Source organism: Psychrobacter sp. UBA6766 (assembly GCF_002453355.1).
In the GTDB taxonomy this organism is placed as follows: domain Bacteria; phylum Pseudomonadota; class Gammaproteobacteria; order Pseudomonadales; family Moraxellaceae; genus Psychrobacter.
In genome coordinates this window covers 1-17,167 of record NZ_DKGQ01000057.1, presented here as the reverse complement: position 1 = coordinate 17,167, position 17,167 = coordinate 1, and the positions used below count along the sequence as shown (strand labels likewise).

The 17,167-nt window shown below is 43.4% G+C and carries 10 protein-coding genes; 8 read left to right on the top strand and 2 right to left on the bottom strand.

The features are described from left to right. The first annotated feature begins 182 nt into the window (after window positions 1–182). The 6 genes from B4K26_RS12220 (at window position 183) to B4K26_RS12195 (ending at window position 4,910) form a co-directional block, all read left to right on the top strand. A complete protein-coding gene (locus B4K26_RS12220) occupies window positions 183–1,655 on the top strand; it encodes a C13 family peptidase (protein ID WP_296245803.1) in 1,473 nt (490 codons plus the stop codon). 206 nt (window positions 1,656–1,861) lie between these two features. Then, window positions 1,862–2,752, top strand: a complete 891-nt coding sequence (gene fghA / locus B4K26_RS12215; RefSeq protein WP_296245802.1) for an S-formylglutathione hydrolase — start codon at window positions 1,862–1,864, stop codon at window positions 2,750–2,752. A gap of 79 nt (window positions 2,753–2,831) precedes the next feature. Next, window positions 2,832–3,521 (top strand): ribulose-phosphate 3-epimerase, encoded by a 690-nt coding sequence (gene rpe / locus B4K26_RS12210; protein WP_296245801.1) that lies wholly within the window; start codon window positions 2,832–2,834, stop codon window positions 3,519–3,521. 74 nt (window positions 3,522–3,595) lie between these two features. After that, the gene (locus B4K26_RS12205; RefSeq protein ID WP_296245800.1) at window positions 3,596–3,970 is read left to right on the top strand and encodes a hypothetical protein; all 375 of its coding nucleotides are present in this window, start codon (window positions 3,596–3,598) and stop codon (window positions 3,968–3,970) included. A 119-nt stretch (window positions 3,971–4,089) separates the two neighbouring features. Then, window positions 4,090–4,401, top strand: a complete 312-nt coding sequence (locus B4K26_RS12200; protein ID WP_296245799.1) for a hypothetical protein — start codon at window positions 4,090–4,092, stop codon at window positions 4,399–4,401. 197 nt (window positions 4,402–4,598) lie between these two features. Continuing rightward, complete coding sequence (locus B4K26_RS12195) at window positions 4,599–4,910, top strand: hypothetical protein (RefSeq protein ID WP_296245798.1); 312 nt, start codon at window positions 4,599–4,601, stop codon at window positions 4,908–4,910. A 158-nt stretch (window positions 4,911–5,068) separates the two neighbouring features. Here B4K26_RS12195 and rpmG read toward each other — a convergent pair whose 3' ends face one another. Continuing rightward, entirely contained in the window at window positions 5,069–5,224 is a 156-nt protein-coding gene (gene rpmG, locus B4K26_RS12190; protein WP_010201403.1) for a 50S ribosomal protein L33, read from the bottom strand. A gap of 133 nt (window positions 5,225–5,357) precedes the next feature. Continuing rightward, window positions 5,358–5,594 (bottom strand): 50S ribosomal protein L28, encoded by a 237-nt coding sequence (rpmB, locus tag B4K26_RS12185; RefSeq protein WP_057761372.1) that lies wholly within the window; start codon window positions 5,592–5,594, stop codon window positions 5,358–5,360. Window positions 5,595–6,078: 484 nt separating this feature from the next. Between rpmB and B4K26_RS12180 the strand changes: the two genes are divergently transcribed. Both B4K26_RS12180 and purU read left to right on the top strand, forming a co-directional pair. Continuing rightward, window positions 6,079–16,020: an Ig-like domain-containing protein gene (locus tag B4K26_RS12180; RefSeq protein WP_296245797.1), complete on the top strand. Its 9,942-nt coding sequence runs from the start codon at window positions 6,079–6,081 to the stop codon at window positions 16,018–16,020. 188 nt (window positions 16,021–16,208) lie between these two features. Beyond that, window positions 16,209–17,141, top strand: coding sequence for a formyltetrahydrofolate deformylase (purU, locus tag B4K26_RS12175; RefSeq protein ID WP_409521366.1), 933 nt, complete (start codon window positions 16,209–16,211; stop codon window positions 17,139–17,141). Window positions 17,142–17,167 lie beyond the last annotated feature (26 nt).

Below are 17,167 nucleotides of genomic sequence, written 5' to 3'. Positions count from 1 at the left end.
TTAAGCTAGGTTTCTTGCTTTTCAATCCTATTTTATCGCCCGTTAATGATAGAATTGCTGCCGAAGAACCCCATAAAAATGCAGACTGAGCTATATTCAGGGGCAGGCATAAAAATATGCGCAGCAAAATTCCTTATCATTGATTGGCGTTATTTCTCTCGACTGGCTAGAGGTCTAAGTCTTTGTCACTTGCGTCATTAAAAACCGTATCGCTTCAGCGCTTTTCGCTCAATTTCGCTGCTAATATCATTGCGACCCTATGGATGCTAGTCGGGTCGACGCGGGCATTTTCTTGGGTAAAACCTACCTTTATCCAGTTTGCCGTATTCGCGCTACTAGCGCTGGGTAGTAATGTTCTATTTTCATGGTTGGCCGCGGCAAACGGTAGCGTCTTTAATGAGCAAGGATTGGTCAGCTATTTAATTTGGCCGATGATTATTCTATTGAGCGGTATTATTTTGGCACGCCGCGCTGGCAATCAAGCGCTGGTTTTTGTGCCTGTCATTCTATGGCTAGTCGCCGATACACTATCGGCGTTACTGCAAAGCCTTGTGCAGTTTTTTGGTAGTTATGGTTGGCTGCCCAGTTGGAGCTACTCTTTTTTACCCATTTTATTTTTAGTGCTGTTTTTATGGCAAACCCTGGCTTTATTATGGATATTTTTTCGTCGCCTGCGCATCTCTTGGTGGGAGCGAATTATCGTCTTAATAGGGGCAGTGGCATTATTGACCATTTGGCAACGCAATGTTGCGGACCAGCCCATATTTAAGCAAATCCCTATTGAGCCAATATTAGAAGAAGCGGCTCTATATGAGCAGCCGCGATTATTGCAGGAAGCTTTAGACCGTATTGATCCTAGTATACCGGGCAAAAGTGACTGGTATTTTATGGGTGTGGCAGGATTTTCTGGTCAAGACGTCTTTCGTTCTGAGATTAACAAAGTACGTGAATTGTTTGATGTGCGCTTTGGTACCAGTGGTCACTCGCTGGCATTGATAAATAATAACTATACGTGGTTAGATGAGCCAATTGCGACGAAGACCAGTATTTTGCGCGGCCTGAAAACTATTGGTCAGCAGATGAATGCCGATGAAGATGTATTATTTCTTACACTATCGTCACACGGTAATGAAAATATCGTCCAACTGGCAAATCCGCCGTTGGCAATGGATAATTTAGATGCCACATGGTTGCGTGAAGCGTTGGATACCTCGGGAATCCGCTGGCGCGTGATTGTGGTATCCGCCTGTTATTCAGGTTCATTTATCGATGAATTAGCGTCGCCAACGACGGTCATTATTACTGCCTCCGCCGCTGACAAGATGTCGTTTGGGTGTACCAATAGTGCTGAGATGACATATTTTGGTCAGGCTTTCTTTGCCGAAAGTTTGCGTGAAAACACCAGTTTCTCTGATGCTTTTAAGGACGCTGCATATCGCGTTCATGAGCGTGAGCTTTATATGGGATTTGAACCATCGGAGCCACAAATGGTCATCGGTAGTTTAATGGAAACCGCTTTGCCCGCATTTGAGCAAGTGTTGTTTGATAAAACACGGCCGTCACTCGCTAATATGACTAATCGGCCGAATTCTGTTAAGGTTGCCCAATATCCTGATACCTCAAGCGCAATCGATAACGTGCCTGAAAATGATTGATGTAGGCTGGTCAATATAGCTTGCGTTACCACTGATGAAGCGCTTTTTGAATTTTTAAAATGCTACGATTGAGTGTCTGACTGTCTTTAAACAAGCGTCTTTAACTGATTGTCTCTACCTTATTGCTTTAGTGGTAATACTAAATGGTAATGACTAATAGTTAGCACTCGTCGCTTATTTTATCTTGAATAAAAAGGATATCACTTATGAATAATTCTTATAAACACAGTTTGTCTACCAACTCAAAGATTGAGCAAGTCAGCGTCAATCGCTGCTTCGATGGCGAGCAGCATTACTATCGTCATGAGTCAACCTCGACCAAAACGCCGATGACGTTTAGTATCTATTTACCAGATGAAGCGTTGGCTGGCCGCCGTTGTCCCGCAGTTTTATATCTCTCAGGATTGACCTGCAATGCGGATAATGTCACTCATAAAGCGCATTTTCAACAAAAATGCAGCGAGCTTGGCATGATTTTTATCGCGCCCGATACTTCTCCGAGAAGTAGTGACGGCAATGAAGTGGCAAACGATGAGCGTTATTTTGTTGGGCAGGGCGCAAGCTATTATGTCGATGCGACGCAAGCGCCTTGGTCAGAACACTTTAATATGCAAAGCTATATCGTTGACGAATTATACGATTTACTGCGCTCAGAATTCCCAATTGATAGTATCGGCATCACTGGTCATTCGATGGGCGGTCATGGCGCGTTACTATTGGGCTTTAAATTCCCCAGTAAGTTTGTTAGTGTTTCTGCCTTATCGCCTGTTTGTGCGGCCAGCGAGTCAGCGTGGAGCCAAGCCGCTTATTCAGAGTACTTTGGCGATGATAAGTCGCTATGGGCAAAAGCAGATGCTTCACAGATGATTGCAGACGTTGGGCAACAGTATCCGAGTATTTTGGTCGATCAAGGCGCTGCTGATAACTTCTTAGCAGAAGGACAACTGCAAACCCCTCAACTACAAAAAGCGTGTGAAAAGGCACAGCAGCCACTGACGTTACGTTATCACGCCAGTCATGACCACAGCTATTATTTTATTCAGACGGTCATTAATGATCATATTGAACACCACTGGCGTATGGCGCAGATGGGATAGGTTAGATATATACCCTGACACCTCACGAGACAAACCAACCATTAAACCTTTTTACAAAACCCAATTAGGTAGCTTCATTATGACTAGTCCTTCTAAACCTTATCTTATCGCGCCTTCTATTTTATCAGCTGACTTTGCCAGACTGGGCGAGGAGGTTGAGCGGGTGTTGGAAGCAGGTGCCGATGTTATTCATTTTGATGTGATGGATAACCATTATGTTCCCAATCTAACTTTTGGTAGCATGATATGTCAAGCACTGCGTGATTATGGTGTTGAGGCACCAATCGATGTTCACCTTATGGTGTCGCCAGTTGATAGTATGATTGAGCAGTTTTTGGAAGCAGGTGCCAGTATTATTACTTTTCATCCAGAAGCAAGCTCGCATGTTGATCGATCCTTGCAGCTGATCAAAGATGGTGGGGCTGAATGTGGTTTGGTATTAAATCCTGCCACGCCGCTACATTATTTAGATTATGTCATGGATAAGGTTGATCAAATTTTACTCATGAGCGTCAATCCAGGTTATGGCGGTCAGTCGTTTATTGACAGTACTTTGGATAAGGTGCGCCAAGTGCGTCAGCGTATCATTACCAGTGGTCGTGATATTAGATTAGAAGTGGATGGCGGTATCAAGGCCAATAATATTCGTGCTATTGCTGAAGCGGGCGCTGATATGTTTGTTGCTGGTTCCGCTATCTTTAACCAAAAAGATTATAAGTCTGCTATCGGTGCCATGCGTGCAGAGTTAGCCTTGGCAAATGGCTATTAATCCCCATCTATAGCTAGTAGAGTGAAAGATCAAGTTATCATGATCGTCGATGATAAGTCATGCAAAGGTGAAATATGAACACGCAAAAATCCGTTAAATCGTCAGCGCCGCCTGAACCTGTAAACGATAATCAGCCACACTCATCTGGCTCGCAAACACGCAGCTTGGTTCCCAAGGGCATTACCATTGGAATGGCTGTTTTTGCGCTGTTATTAAGTCTTGCAGGATATGGTTTTCGTCTGATGGTAGGTGATGATGTCAACGATGTATTGCGCCATGCTGCGATGATAGTACCGGCATTTCTGCTTGGTATTCCTCTGCTTTTTTGGGTAGGCTCACGCATACTTAACAAGGTTAAAGGTTTGCATATAGAAAGTTGGAATGCCATTAGTTTAGGTTATTTGACCTCTTGTGTTTCAATGCTGTGGTTAATGGGAACTTACAGCTAATCCTAAAAAGATTGTTTTCTATTTTTAAATACTATCAGGACGGTTAGCAAAAGTATCAATCGTTAGAAAGTTATCACTCATCAATAAGTGACGCTTCTATGGCGTGACTGGAATTTCACATGCGAATTGTACCGACCAAAATTGCCAATATTATTTACCCAAAAGATCTCCCAAATAGTTTATTTACCAGCTTAATTATCGCTTGTCTATTATTAGGACTTGCCTCGCTACGTCACGGCACTGACTTCCAAAGCTGGCTCAATGTCATAGAAAATTGGCTATTGATGCTACTCATCCTGCCTACCGCCACTGCCACCGTGGCCCTGCCTTTTAAATATCGTGACCCATCGCTTGAGCTAAAGCAAATGTATTATCTGGGGATGTTTGTCGCTTTCTTATTTACCTTAGCGAAATTACGCTATTGGCGTTAATTGTTATTTAGCTCATTCACTAGGGTTGATAAGTAGCATTTAGGCAAAAGACTTACGCGTCAGCTCTTGAATTGTCGGTGCAAAGCGTCCATTGTATAAATAAGATAGTTTTGCCCGGAAATCTGTAAAACAAGGACTTTATAAACGAAGTTAGCGCCTTTTTGCAGCGATAAAACGGGATAATAAGGAAAAAATAGATGCCATACGATATTGATAATGAAATAGAAGTAGATAACGATAGTCGCGATCAATTCGCTGGATTTGCTAAAGAAACCACGCTTGAGTTGGTTGAAGCAGCAGATGGTAGATTACTGTTACGTGATGCCGAGGGAGAAGAAGCGCCGCTGATGACCATCGATTTTTCTGATAAGCTGAAAGAAATACTAGGTAGCGATACCCAAGCGATTGGTCAGCATATGATTCATGCTGCAATTCAGGTCATTATGCAAAAACAAATGAGTCAGTGGCATGCCCATGTCTATGATAAAGAGCCCACTCACTATAGCTAAAACTAATCAGGGTTATAGCTTTTAAATTTATAATAGTGGAATACAGTGGCTGGCTAAGATGATGTATGGTTAAAATGATTGGTGGGTCAAAAACTGGCAATAAAAAAAGGGTTTATCTATTGATAAACCCTTTTTTGTCGAAATAATTTAATGATAAATTATTTGATTTTTGCTTCTTTAAAGATCACATGCTGACGTACTTTTGGATCAAATTTTTTGATTTCCATTTTGCCAGGCATAGTGCGCTTATTTTTGGTAGTGGTATAGTAATACCCAGTACCAGCGGTCGATACTAATTTAATTTTATCTCTCATGATAGCTTTCCTGTAAATGAGGGGTCTTCAAACGATAGGTACGGATCTAAAATAGTAAGTTGCTGTCATTAATACAGCAGAAAAGCAGCTTACACGACGAAAATTATCGCCAGTCTATGCCACTTCTTTTAACTTATACTTTTTGACCTTGTGCGCGTAGATCCGCTAACACTTTGTCGATACCAAGCTTGTCAATGATGCGCATACCTTTGGTAGACACACGAAGACGTACAAAACGGTTTTCAGACTCTACCCAAAAACGATGGTTATGAAGGTTTGGTAGAAAGCGACGACGGGTTTTGTTGTTTGCGTGCGAAACATTATTACCCACCATAGGGCGCTTTCCAGTCACTTGGCAAACTCTAGACATGGCGAACTCCTAATCTATGAGGTATGAGGGATTCTCATACCAGTCTGGGCAAGTTGCACGTTTTTGCGGCATGGACACAGCAAGCGGCAGCTTTGCACCAAACAAAACTATATGAAGGTTGAGCTGATATTACTGTCATCTAAAGGCAAATAACAAGCAAACCAATTCAGAAAATTTTAAAGCCGACATTTATACCATAAAACTAATGAATACTCAAATATTTTTATAATAATCGCTGCTTTAAACGATAGCTATTATACCCTGAATTGCGCGTGCTATGTGATTGATTATTTAATAGTAAAGATCCATTTTTTAGTTGTAAGTTATAACAAAAGTCAGTAAAGTTGCGGTTATATATTTAATACAATCTGTTAATACACCTGCCATTATTGTAAGTATGTGTATCATTGGTATTCTAATATGAAACCATGTAATGATTGTGTATGTCTACTCAAATGAATTGCATCCGCAGCGGAGTTCAAAAATGTCATATAGCTCACTACCACTGACTTCTAAATTATTTCAGCTTACCTCTTTGACTTGCGCATTAGCATTAGCAGGCTGTGGTGGTGGCGATGGTACTGACGTAATCGCTCCTACACCTGATCTAGGCGTACAACCGGGTACTGGCGGGGGAAATAACAACGGTGGAGGCAACAATAATGGCGGCGGTGAACAGATACCTGTAGAAGATTTTAGTCTACAGAAATTATATACCGACCCAGTCAATATCAAGCTAAAAGATGAGCCTATTACATTTAATGTAACTGTTAAAGCTGTGGCGAAATCTGGCGGGGCGGCTATTAATAGATCAGTTAGTTTAAGTGTTGATGACTCTACCAATACTGGTGTAACCATTCAGGGTGCTAGTGTTCAGAATACTAATGAGCAAGGTGAAGCTACTTATGAGCTTAAGCTTAATCCCTTAGTGCTTAATGATGAACAAAAGGTAGAATTGCTATCTAATGGGTTTGGATTAAAAGCAACGGCTAAACAGTCTTCAAGTGGAGCAGAAATCACTCAAGTCTTAACGGTTCGTGTCAGTAAGGAAGGCAGTGGAGATGGTGGACAAACGCCAATAGTCAGTAAACTTAATATAGAAAATAATTTGGTGACTACTTCGGTTTCTAATAATAAGCTAAATCCATACGGTGATACAGCTAATTTTGATGTTATTATTAAAGGTACTGACGGCGCCCGTGCAGAAGGTGTGACTGTTGGTATGGGTATTGCCGATATAAAAGGAATTTCTATTATCGGTGGTAATAATAAAACTACTGATGCAAGTGGTATCTCAGCTTTTAATATTAAAGTAGACGAGAACTTAACTGCAGCTGAGCGTGATAGGCTGCTACAAGGTGTTGCTTACGCTATCAATATCGTAGAAAAAAATGGTGCTACTAAAAAAGCTACAGGTACATTGGAAGTAGCGCTACCTATATCAGATTACAAGCTTGCTATCTCAGGCAACGACAATAAGATCAATGCTTATGGCGATAAGCAAACGCTCACTATTAACGCTAACGCTATCAATAATAAAGTACCAACAAATATTGCAAATACAAAAGTAACCATCAAACTTAACGATACCATCAAAGGGGTCAGTTTAAGCAAAGAGGCACTTACCCTCGATGCTAAAGGCCAAGCGCTCGTCGATATCGTAATTGCCCCGACATTGAGCATTGTAGATCGTAGCAAAATTGCCAAAGACGGTATCAGCTATACAGTCACTTTATTTGAGCCAAACAAAGCGATTACTGTAGCGAATAACAAAAGTCAGGTTGAGATACCTGCTGCGCAATATCAGATCAAAGCGGGCAGCGTCAGCAAGCCTAGAATTTCAAGCTTTGGCAGTAGCGTAGACATCAGCTTTCGCGTAAGCGACAAAGACGGCGGCGCAGTCGCAGGCGAGACTGTCACTGCGCGCTTGCCTTCATCATTGACCCAAAACGGGCTATTACGCTTAGACAGTACTACCACGCAAACCACTAATAACAAAGGGGTGGTTAGCTATACTGTCAGTATTCCAAAGGGCTTGTCTGAAAGTAATCGAGAATTACTAGAAACCGCAGGTGGCTTTGTACTGAGTGCAAAAGCCATTGAGTCATCAGGTGCAAGCAGCAACATTGATAGTAAGCGCGTACAAATCACCGCTGAGAGTGAAACTATCTTAAGCTCTGCGAGCGCTCCAAGCGCGGTCAATGTGCTCAAAGACAGCTTCAGTATCCAGGTTGCTGCCAAGCGCCCAGACGGTAGCACCGCAAGTGACAAAGCGGTCAAACTGACTATTAATAACATCCCAGGCGTGAGCATCGAAGGCAGTGAGCAGGTCACTAATAGCGCCGGCAAAGCTACTTTCAAAGTTAATATTCAAAACTTGACTGACACGCAGCGTAACAACCTAGTTAAAAACGGCATCCCTTATACCGTCACCTTAACCGACGACGATGGTATCACCAGTGAGTCGGATACCGTATCCGTCATCATGCCAGTTGCTGAGTATCAAATTAATAAAGGCACGGCAAGCAAGAAAAAACTGCTCAGTACCGGCGGCGAGACTACCATCAGCTTCCGGGTTAATGATAAAAACGGCGGTGTGATTACAGGCAAAGAAGTCACAGTCAGCTTGCCACAAGATTTGGCGCAAAAAGGACTGCTCACGCTCAGGAGCGCTGCAGCGCAAGTTACTAATGATCAAGGGGTGGTCAGCTATACTGTCGCTATTCCTAATGATTTATCTGCCCTTGACCGGAAAACGCTCGAAAAAAATGGCTTTAAGCTAACCGCAAGCTTAACAGAAGACTCAGGCGTTAGTATCGAGCAGGTCAGTGAATATATCACTGTCAGTGCCGACCCAACCAGAAGTAACATTGTCGTCAGCGCCAGCACCATGCCAAGCGTGGTCAATGTGTTAAAAGACAGCTTTAGTATTCGCGTGGCCGCCAAGCAGCCTAATGGCAATGCAGCAATCAATAAACCCGTTGAGCTTAATATTTCAAGGATCAACGGCATCAGCATTGCAGGCAACAAGCAAACGACAGACGGGTCGGGTAATGCCACATTTACAGTCAATATTGATCCGAGCCTAGGCTTAGCTGAGCGCCGCGCCATCGCTGCCAGTAACATCGATTATCAAATTATCTTAACCGATAATGACAGCAGTGCGATCGAAAACTTTACCGCCCAAGCTGCTGTACCTGTCGCTCAGTACCAAATCAAACTTGGGCAAATAACAAGTAAAGAGCTATCAAGTGCTGGCGGCACAACTACAGTCAGCTTTCGGGTCAATGACAAGAATGGCGGCGTGATCGCTAATCAATCCGTGACTGCCCAGCTGCCATCGACATTGGTCAAAGCAGGCGTCGTTACTCTAGATGGTAATGCCAAGCAAGCCACTGATAATAAAGGGGTGGTTAGTTTTAGCGTACGTGTGCCGACAGGATTGACTACTGAGCAAAAAACATTGCTCGAAAATAACAGCGGCTTTCCACTAAACGTCAAAGCTATTGAGGCGTCAGGAGCTAGCAGCCCAGCTAGTGTGGCGATTGGTGTGACTGATAAGGTACAACAAAGTCAGACCGTATTAACCGCACAAAGCTCGCCAAAAATTGTCAATGTCTTAAAAGACAGCTTTACCATTCAAGTCTCAGGCAAGCGTGCTGATGGTAGCGCGTCGACAGATAAAGTTGCGAAGCTCACGATCAATACTACTGGTATCAGCGTTCAAGATAATGAGCAAGCCATTGACAATGCCGGTAATGCTACATTTGCTGTCAATATCGATCCAAGCTTAACCAAAGAGCAGCGAGACATCATTGCTAAATCCGGTATTAGCTATACAGCCGTCTTAACTGATGATGATGGTGTGACCACACAAAGCTTTAAGTCGGCTGCGGTTGTGCCTGATGCACAATATAAAGTCAGCTTCGGTCAAATCAGCAGTGCACAACTATCAAGCGCGGGCGGCACAACCACCGTCAGCTTCCGCGTCAATGACAAAAATGGCGGCGTGATTACTAATCAACCTGTGACTGCCGCGCTGCCATCGGCGTTGGTCAAAGCAGGTCTGCTGACACTAGATGGCAGCGCCACTCAAACGACTGATGCCAATGGTATGGTCACCTTTAGTGTGCGCGTACCAACAGAGTTGAGCGCTAGCCAAAAAACCACACTTGAAGCGACCGAACCGTTTGCTCTTACTGCTACAACCACTGAAACGTCAGGCGCTAGCACGTCAGCGACAAGTGCTACGATTGGCATCACTGATAAAGCCCAAGTCAGCAAAACCATCCTACGCACTCAAGTAAAGCCAAAAACCGTTAATATCTTAAAAGATAGCTTTACCATTCAAGTCTCAGGTAAGCGTCCTGATAGTAGTGTAGCGGCATATAAATTTGCGAAGCTAACGATAAATGCCACTGGTATTAGCATCAAAGACAATGAGCGAGCGACAGATGGGTCGGGCAATGCCACATTTACTGTCAATATCGATTCAAGTCTTAGTGAATCACAGCGCAAGGCACTCGTAGCCTCAGGTATTGATTATACAGTAAGCCTAACTGACGATGATGGTGTGACCACTAGCAAGTCCAACGCTGCTGTGGAAATTCCGGCTGCAGAGTATCAGATTAACTTCGGTACGCTTAGCAACACCCAGCTATCAAGCTCAGGCGGTAGCACAGTCGTCAGCTTCCGTGTTAATGATAAAGATGGCGGCGTGATAGCCGGTAAAGCAGTGACTGCCGCATTGCCTGAGAAGCTGGTCGGACTTCTTATCCTAGACGGTCAATCGACACAAACTACCAATGAGCGAGGCGAAGTCCGCTACACTGTCCGTGTTCCTGCTGGATTAAGCGCGGCACAGAAAAAGACATTGAACGACAAAGGTAAGTTTGCTCTAACTGCAAGTATAGTCGAAGCCTCAGGTGTTCGCAGTGAACAACTAAGCGCTCAGATTGCTATCAGCTCACAACTTCAACAAAGCAAAAGCAGTCTCAAGTCGCAAACCAGTCCAGAGATAGTGAACGTCCTAAAAAATACGTTCACTATTCAAGTGAAAGCGAACAAGCAAAATGGTGATGTTGTCTCAGACAAAGTTATCAAAGTGATGCTAAACACGGCTGGTCTTAGCGTCAAAGAGAGTGAAGCCCGTACCAATGCCTCAGGTACAGCCATCTTTACTGTCAACATTGACCCAAGTTTCACTCAAGATCAACGCGAACAAATGGCAAAAGATGATATTAAATATACTGCCATCCTAACCGATGACGATGGTATTAAAGAAGAAGACTTTACCGCTCGTGCCGAAGTCCCTGATGCGCAGTACAATATTAATGTCAGCCCAAGCAGTAGTACTCAGTTGCCAAGTTCAGGCGGCTCAATTGTCGTCAGCTTCCGCGTAACGGACAAATTAGGCGGCGTTATTACTGACCAAAACGTCACTGCAAGTTTACCAAAGGCATTGACAGATGCAGGGTTACTCACCTTTAGTGGTAATTCGTCACAAACGACCAACGCTCAAGGTGTGGTCAACTATACGGTAAATGCACCAAATAATTTAAATGCCATACAAAAAAAGCAGCTAGAAGATGCGACAGGCTTCAAATTAAAAGCCGTTTTAATAGAAACTTCAGGTGCACGCACTCCAGTTGAGAGTCAGCCGATCAGTATTAGCGCTTCTAGTAAAACTACCTTGACGTCAAACAGTAAACCAAGTGTCATTAACGTCCTAAAAGACAGCTTTATTCTAAGCGTACTCGGTAAACGCCCAGACGGTAGCGCCGCTGCTGGCAAAGATATCAAACTTGTTATAAAGGATATCGCAGGTCTTAGTATCGTAGGCAGTCAACAAGTGACCAACGCCTCAGGTATGGCAAGCTTCACTGTCAACATCGACCCAAGCCTAACCACAGCTCAGCGTCAAGCTATTGCAGCAAATGGCATTAATTACACTGCTATTTTGACTGATGACGATGGCATTAAAGAGCAAGACTTTACTGCAAATGCTGAAGCGCCTGAAGCACAGTACCAGCTGAACTTTGGTACAGTGAGCAGTACTCAGTTGTCAAGCTCAGGCGGCAGCACTACCATTAGCTTCCGCGTTAATGACGAAAATGGCGGCGTGGTTGCTGATCGAGAGGTTAAAGCAGTATTAAATAAAGCTTTGATTGACGCAGGACTGCTAACCCTAGAGAGCGCCGCTACGCAAACAACAGATAGTACTGGCATGGTCCGTTATACTGTTCGTGTCCCTGAGGGGCTGAGCCAAGCACAAAAAGATAGTCTTGAGACTATAGGTAAGTTTGTCTTAACCGCTGAGGTTACAGATGATCTTGAACGCAGTTCACAGGCCACAAGTAATAATATCTTGATCACTGACAAAGACGCTATCAGTGACATACTACTGACTTCAAACAGTACTCCCAATGGCGTGAGTATCTATGATGACAAGCTGACTATCAGTCTTACTGGTAAATACCCTGATAGTAGTGCTGCGTTTGGTAAGCAGGTCAAACTCAGTATCCAAAACGCACCAGGTGTGGTCATCGAAGACAGTGAGCAGACGACTGATAAGGCGGGCCGAGTCAACTTTACGGTCAATATAACGCAGCCCCTAACCGATGCTCAAAAAAGTGCGCTGCTTAAAAATGGCATCAACTACGTTGCCACAATTACTGACGACAATAACCTTAAAAAGTCTATCAGCGATACTATAACGGTCAAAGAGCCTGCAACCAGCTTATATTTTGCCTCCATTGTCACGCCAACCATCAGTGAGCTTGGTGGTGAAGGTGTCATCAAAGTACAGCTGTTGAATAATAAAACTAATAGTGCTGCAAAAGATCAAGAGGTCAGCATTCTTCTTGGCAAAAAAGCGCAAGACTATGGGGTTACAGTCAGTACGGACAGTAGTATTATCGACTTCAATGGTGAAACGACCTTTATTGTGACTATCCCTGAAGGTTTGGGCTATGAAGAGCGTGAAGAACTAAAAAATGTCGGCATCAATTACCAGCTGTCTTACGTTGAAAAAGGCGGTAAATATACCTCTAATATTGAACAAATTAACATTGTCAGACCAGCAGTTGATCTGACCGTCCTAAACAACCCAACCCTTATCAACAACCGTCCGTACTATACCTTGAATGGTGAAGGCGATACGGTCGTTGTGGGTGCAGGTATCAGCACACAAACCACCAATATTCCAATCAGTGGTCAACCGGTGACCATTGATTTTAAGGACAGATCATTAGCAAAACTATTGACCGTCAATGGCAAAGCAGGCGACAGCATCACCTCAGTGACCACGGATGCTAGTGGTAATGTCAGCTTTACCGTCACTGTGCCTAATAACTTAACTAAAGAGCAAAAAGCGGCGCTAAAAAACAAAAAACTTGAAGCCATACTGCGTGAAACCTTGACAGGTAAAACGCAAGCGATTGAGTTCAATGTACAGTCCACCAAAGCGGCGATTGATCTGATTGATTTAACGCCTGAGCCACTCAACCTAAACGGTGGTCAAACACAGGTAGAAGTCATTGCTAAAGACAGTCAAGACAATGTAATTGCGGGACAAAAAGTTTTCCTAGCACTCCCTGCTGCGATTGCAGAGCAAGGCGTGCGTCTGGTCAGTGGTAAAGAGCAGGTCACTAATAATTCAGGGGTGGCCAGTTATACCCTTGCGGTGCCAGCAGGGTTGACAGAGGAACAGAAAAAAGCCATCGGCTCAAGCTTTTTTGTCGCCTTCTCAGCTGCGGATGCTAACGGTAATATTGCGACTAAAACCAGTACAGTACAGACTACTAACCCAGCAAGCGGTACTCAAGAAAACCTTTCTATTGGCGCAAATAAAGTAGTCAATATCAAAGGCGATACCTTTAAAGTCTTTGTGCGTCTAAAGGATGATAAAAACAATATTGCTGGCCGTGATGTGCGCTTAAGTATTGATAAGTCAATTCAAAAAAGTGTAACCATTATCAACAAGACTGCTACTACTAACAGCGAAGGTATAGCAATCTTTAATGTGGCTGTTGAATCTGGGCCTGGTAATAGTACTCAAGCTGAGATTGAAGCTGGCATCAGAGTTACCGCCAGCACTACTACCTCTGAAGGTTTTAACTTGAACCAAGACTATATCGTCGCTGTAAATACATCGTCAATTGATAGTTATCAAATATTGGCCAGTTCTGATAAGTCCACGCTAACTACTGGTGGAGATCAAACCAATGCCACCTTCCGCGTGACTGACAGCAAAGGCGGCATCTTAGCCGGCGTTCCTGTACAGCTGGCTATTACCAACCTAGCGGCAAGTGGAGCGACACTTACGACACCAAGCATGGTGACTACTGATGCGAATGGTCAAATTGATGTCGGCGTACTTTTAGCCGCAGGCAGCATCAATGCGCGCATAAATCACACCATTGATATTGAAGCCAAGATAGTTACCCCTGAATATGATGCTAATGGTGATGTCACACTGACTACCCGCGAAAGTAAAACACTAAGCCTCTCAGCCGTGGGTACGAAAATTGGTATTGAAGCGAGCAACACTAAGCTGCAAGATAGTGAGGCGATTACCATCACTACCACCCTCATTGATGGTGCAGGGCAGACGATTGGTAATGCAGCAATGCAGCTGATTGACGCTAATGGCGAGTTGATTGCACCAACGGCAATAGCGACTACTAATAGCGATGGTCAAGCGACGTTTGAAGTCAAAGAGGATCAGCTTACCTTTGACAATAATGGTAACTTAAAAGTACTTGCCCGCGCCGTTGGCGAGGACAGTGTCAACACCCAGCGTAGTATCAATAGCATTGATTTGGTCAAAGTGTCCCAAGCGGGTATCAGCTTTATTAACATTGAAAAGCTGTATGATGTCAATGAGCCAAAAGAGATTCAAATTCAAATCCGTGCTGATAACGCCAATCAGGCGAAGGGGTTAGAAGGGAAACAAGTAGAGTTACAGACTTCTCTTGGAAGTCTCATTACCAGTTATATCGGTAAGTTTGAAGATAATGTCATCGTCTCCAAGCCTATTGAAGCGAGTGATATTAACGACAACGTCATTACTGTTAAGTTTTGGCTAAAGTCTGAGCTTGCCGGCACAGCGGTACTACAAGCCAAAGTATTAGGCGAAACTCTACAAAACGGCGAGCCCCGTTATCAGACCACCGTCGATACACGCTTCCGTGCTACAACACCTGATAAACTGCTATTTCAAGCCGTGAAATCTGTTATTAGTCCTGGTGGTAGCACTGAAGTTGTTGCTACGGTCAAAGGTAAAAATGATGTGCCGGTAGAAGGGCAAACAGTGGTGTTTAGTCGTGCCTCAGACTCATCGGCAGGTCGCTTATCTGCTGCCACAGCAGTAACAAATAGTAGAGGTGAGGCACGAGTTATTTATCAGGCTAATGCTAGCTCTCCTATTGGTGGCGTGATTATTAACGCGCGTTTATTAGAGGACAATGCAGGCATAGGTATTAAGACCACTAATATTACAGTATCCGAAGAAGCGGTATATACTACTTTAGCATTCTCTAATAAGTTATCTTCTGATGATATATATTACACGGTACGTGGTTCGATATCTGTCATGGATGGTTCAGGTCGTGCTGTAGCGGAGCAAGAAGTGTCAATTAAGTCTTATGCTACTGAATACGCACAAGGAAAATATTGTTTATTAGACAGTACCGTAACTTATCAAGCGGCTGATATTAAGGAGTTTGATGAGAATGGTAAGCTCATTAGTGTGACAACACCTGAACCAAGATCTTTCTCTGGAAAAACGCCAGTACCGTTAAAGTCTGGATGGTACCCTACAGAAGATGCAAACTATAATTATACTCTAGATAAAGATACTGACATTGTCGTAAATGAAGACAAAAACGCTAATGGTACGCTGGAAGCGATTAACCCAGTAGCTATCATTGGTGGAACAGTATCGGATGACAGTTATACCTTTGTTACTAATAATGAAGGTCGTGCTGATTTTGAGATTCGCTATCCATTGCGCTATTCGAACTGGGTAAAAGTGCGCTTTGACGCTTCTACTTTCTTAAATGGTAGCGAGAACACCCAAAGTATGAATTATCAGTTACCAACTTCAGTAGATGATTTATCAGTAAATGGGTCAACTCTTATAACTCCTTGGATTAATAATACTAGCCCATTTGGTGATGGTGGAGCGACTTGTACCAATAGTATGAGTGTAACTATTAATGAGAATACATCGCGTACTAAGGTTGCTTTATCACCTTATTCACCAAATTACAGTGTTTCTATCAATGGTGAGAATTCAGCCAATGCACCAACTGCAGGCTTTAATTCTTATATTATAGATTTTGGTAAAGCATTTGAACTAGGTTCAACTGTTGATGTAAGTAACAATGGATTCGGTTTTTCTAAAACCCTAAAAGTTGAATAAAAGCGCAGTGATTTTTTAATTAGCATTTTACAAAACCCCCAAATTGGGGGTTTTTGTATTCATAATCTCAATAACCAAATACAAGCAACTCAATCAGCAAAATATTGCAAAAGCGATTAGAATAGTCGGTTTCCTATGCTGCTATGCATATTCAAAGTAAGAAGCACGTTTCATTTTTAATTGGGCGCATTATGTCAGACAATACCACGACTGCTACAGCAAGCATAAAGTCGAGCAAAAATTCTCAAAACTCACCAGTTGTGGCGGCTATTGATACCGCGACGCTACTCATAAAATGTCGCGATCAAGCGGGTATCGTACAAGCCGTATCTGAGTTTATTTATCGTTATGGCGGCAATATTATCACTCTCGATCAGTATTCAACCGCTCACGAAGGTGGTCAATATTTTATGCGCTTAGAGTTTGCGTTAGCAGGCTTGAGCGAAATTATGGATAACTTTGAAGCCAGCTTTGGGCATACGGTGGCTAAGCGCCATAATATGGCGTGGCGCTTACATAACAATGCGATTAAAACCAAGGTTGGCATCTTAGTGTCAAAGTTCGATCATGCCTTATTAGATTTGTTATGGCGGTATCAGCGCGGATTACTCGATTGCGAGATTACCTCTGTTGTCAGTAATCACGAAGATTTGCGCCAAGCAGTAGAAAACTTTGGCATTACTTTCCATTATGTGCCAGTCATCAAGGATAACAAGGCTGAAGCAGAAGAGCAGATTCATACGTTGATGGCAGGCAATGACTTGCTGGTATTAGCGCGTTATATGCAGATTTTATCATCTGATTTTGTCAAGCGTTGGCCGATGCAAGTCATCAATATTCACCATTCATTTTTGCCCGCCTTTGTCGGTGCTGACCCTTATCGTCAGGCTTATGAGAAAGGCGTCAAGCTTATCGGAGCGACCGCACATTATGTCACCGCTGAGCTTGATCAAGGTCCTATCATTGAGCAAGACGTTCATCGCGTCACTCACCGTCAAGGAGTAGCAGAATTACGTGCGATTGGCCGTGATATCGAGCGCAATGTCTTGGCGCGCGCGGTGAATTGGCATGTGCAAAATCGCGTGATTGTCGCCGGCCATAAAACCGTGGTTTTTAATTAGCTTTGGGGCTGTCCTAGATAACTAGT

Excerpts from the sequence above, each read along its gene's own strand:
- fghA (WP_296245802.1), top strand. The coding sequence starts at position 1,862 with ATGAATAATTCTTATAAACACAGTTTGTCTACCAACTCAAAGATTGAG.
- rpe (WP_296245801.1), top strand. The coding sequence starts at position 2,832 with ATGACTAGTCCTTCTAAACCTTATCTTATCGCGCCTTCTATTTTATCA.
- B4K26_RS12205 (WP_296245800.1), top strand. The coding sequence starts at position 3,596 with ATGAACACGCAAAAATCCGTTAAATCGTCAGCGCCGCCTGAACCTGTA.
- B4K26_RS12200 (WP_296245799.1), top strand. The coding sequence starts at position 4,090 with ATGCGAATTGTACCGACCAAAATTGCCAATATTATTTACCCAAAAGAT.
- B4K26_RS12195 (WP_296245798.1), top strand. The coding sequence starts at position 4,599 with ATGCCATACGATATTGATAATGAAATAGAAGTAGATAACGATAGTCGC.
- rpmG (WP_010201403.1), bottom strand. The coding sequence starts at position 5,224 with ATGAGAGATAAAATTAAATTAGTATCGACCGCTGGTACTGGGTATTAC.
- rpmB (WP_057761372.1), bottom strand. The coding sequence starts at position 5,594 with ATGTCTAGAGTTTGCCAAGTGACTGGAAAGCGCCCTATGGTGGGTAAT.
- B4K26_RS12180 (WP_296245797.1), top strand. The coding sequence starts at position 6,079 with ATGTCATATAGCTCACTACCACTGACTTCTAAATTATTTCAGCTTACC.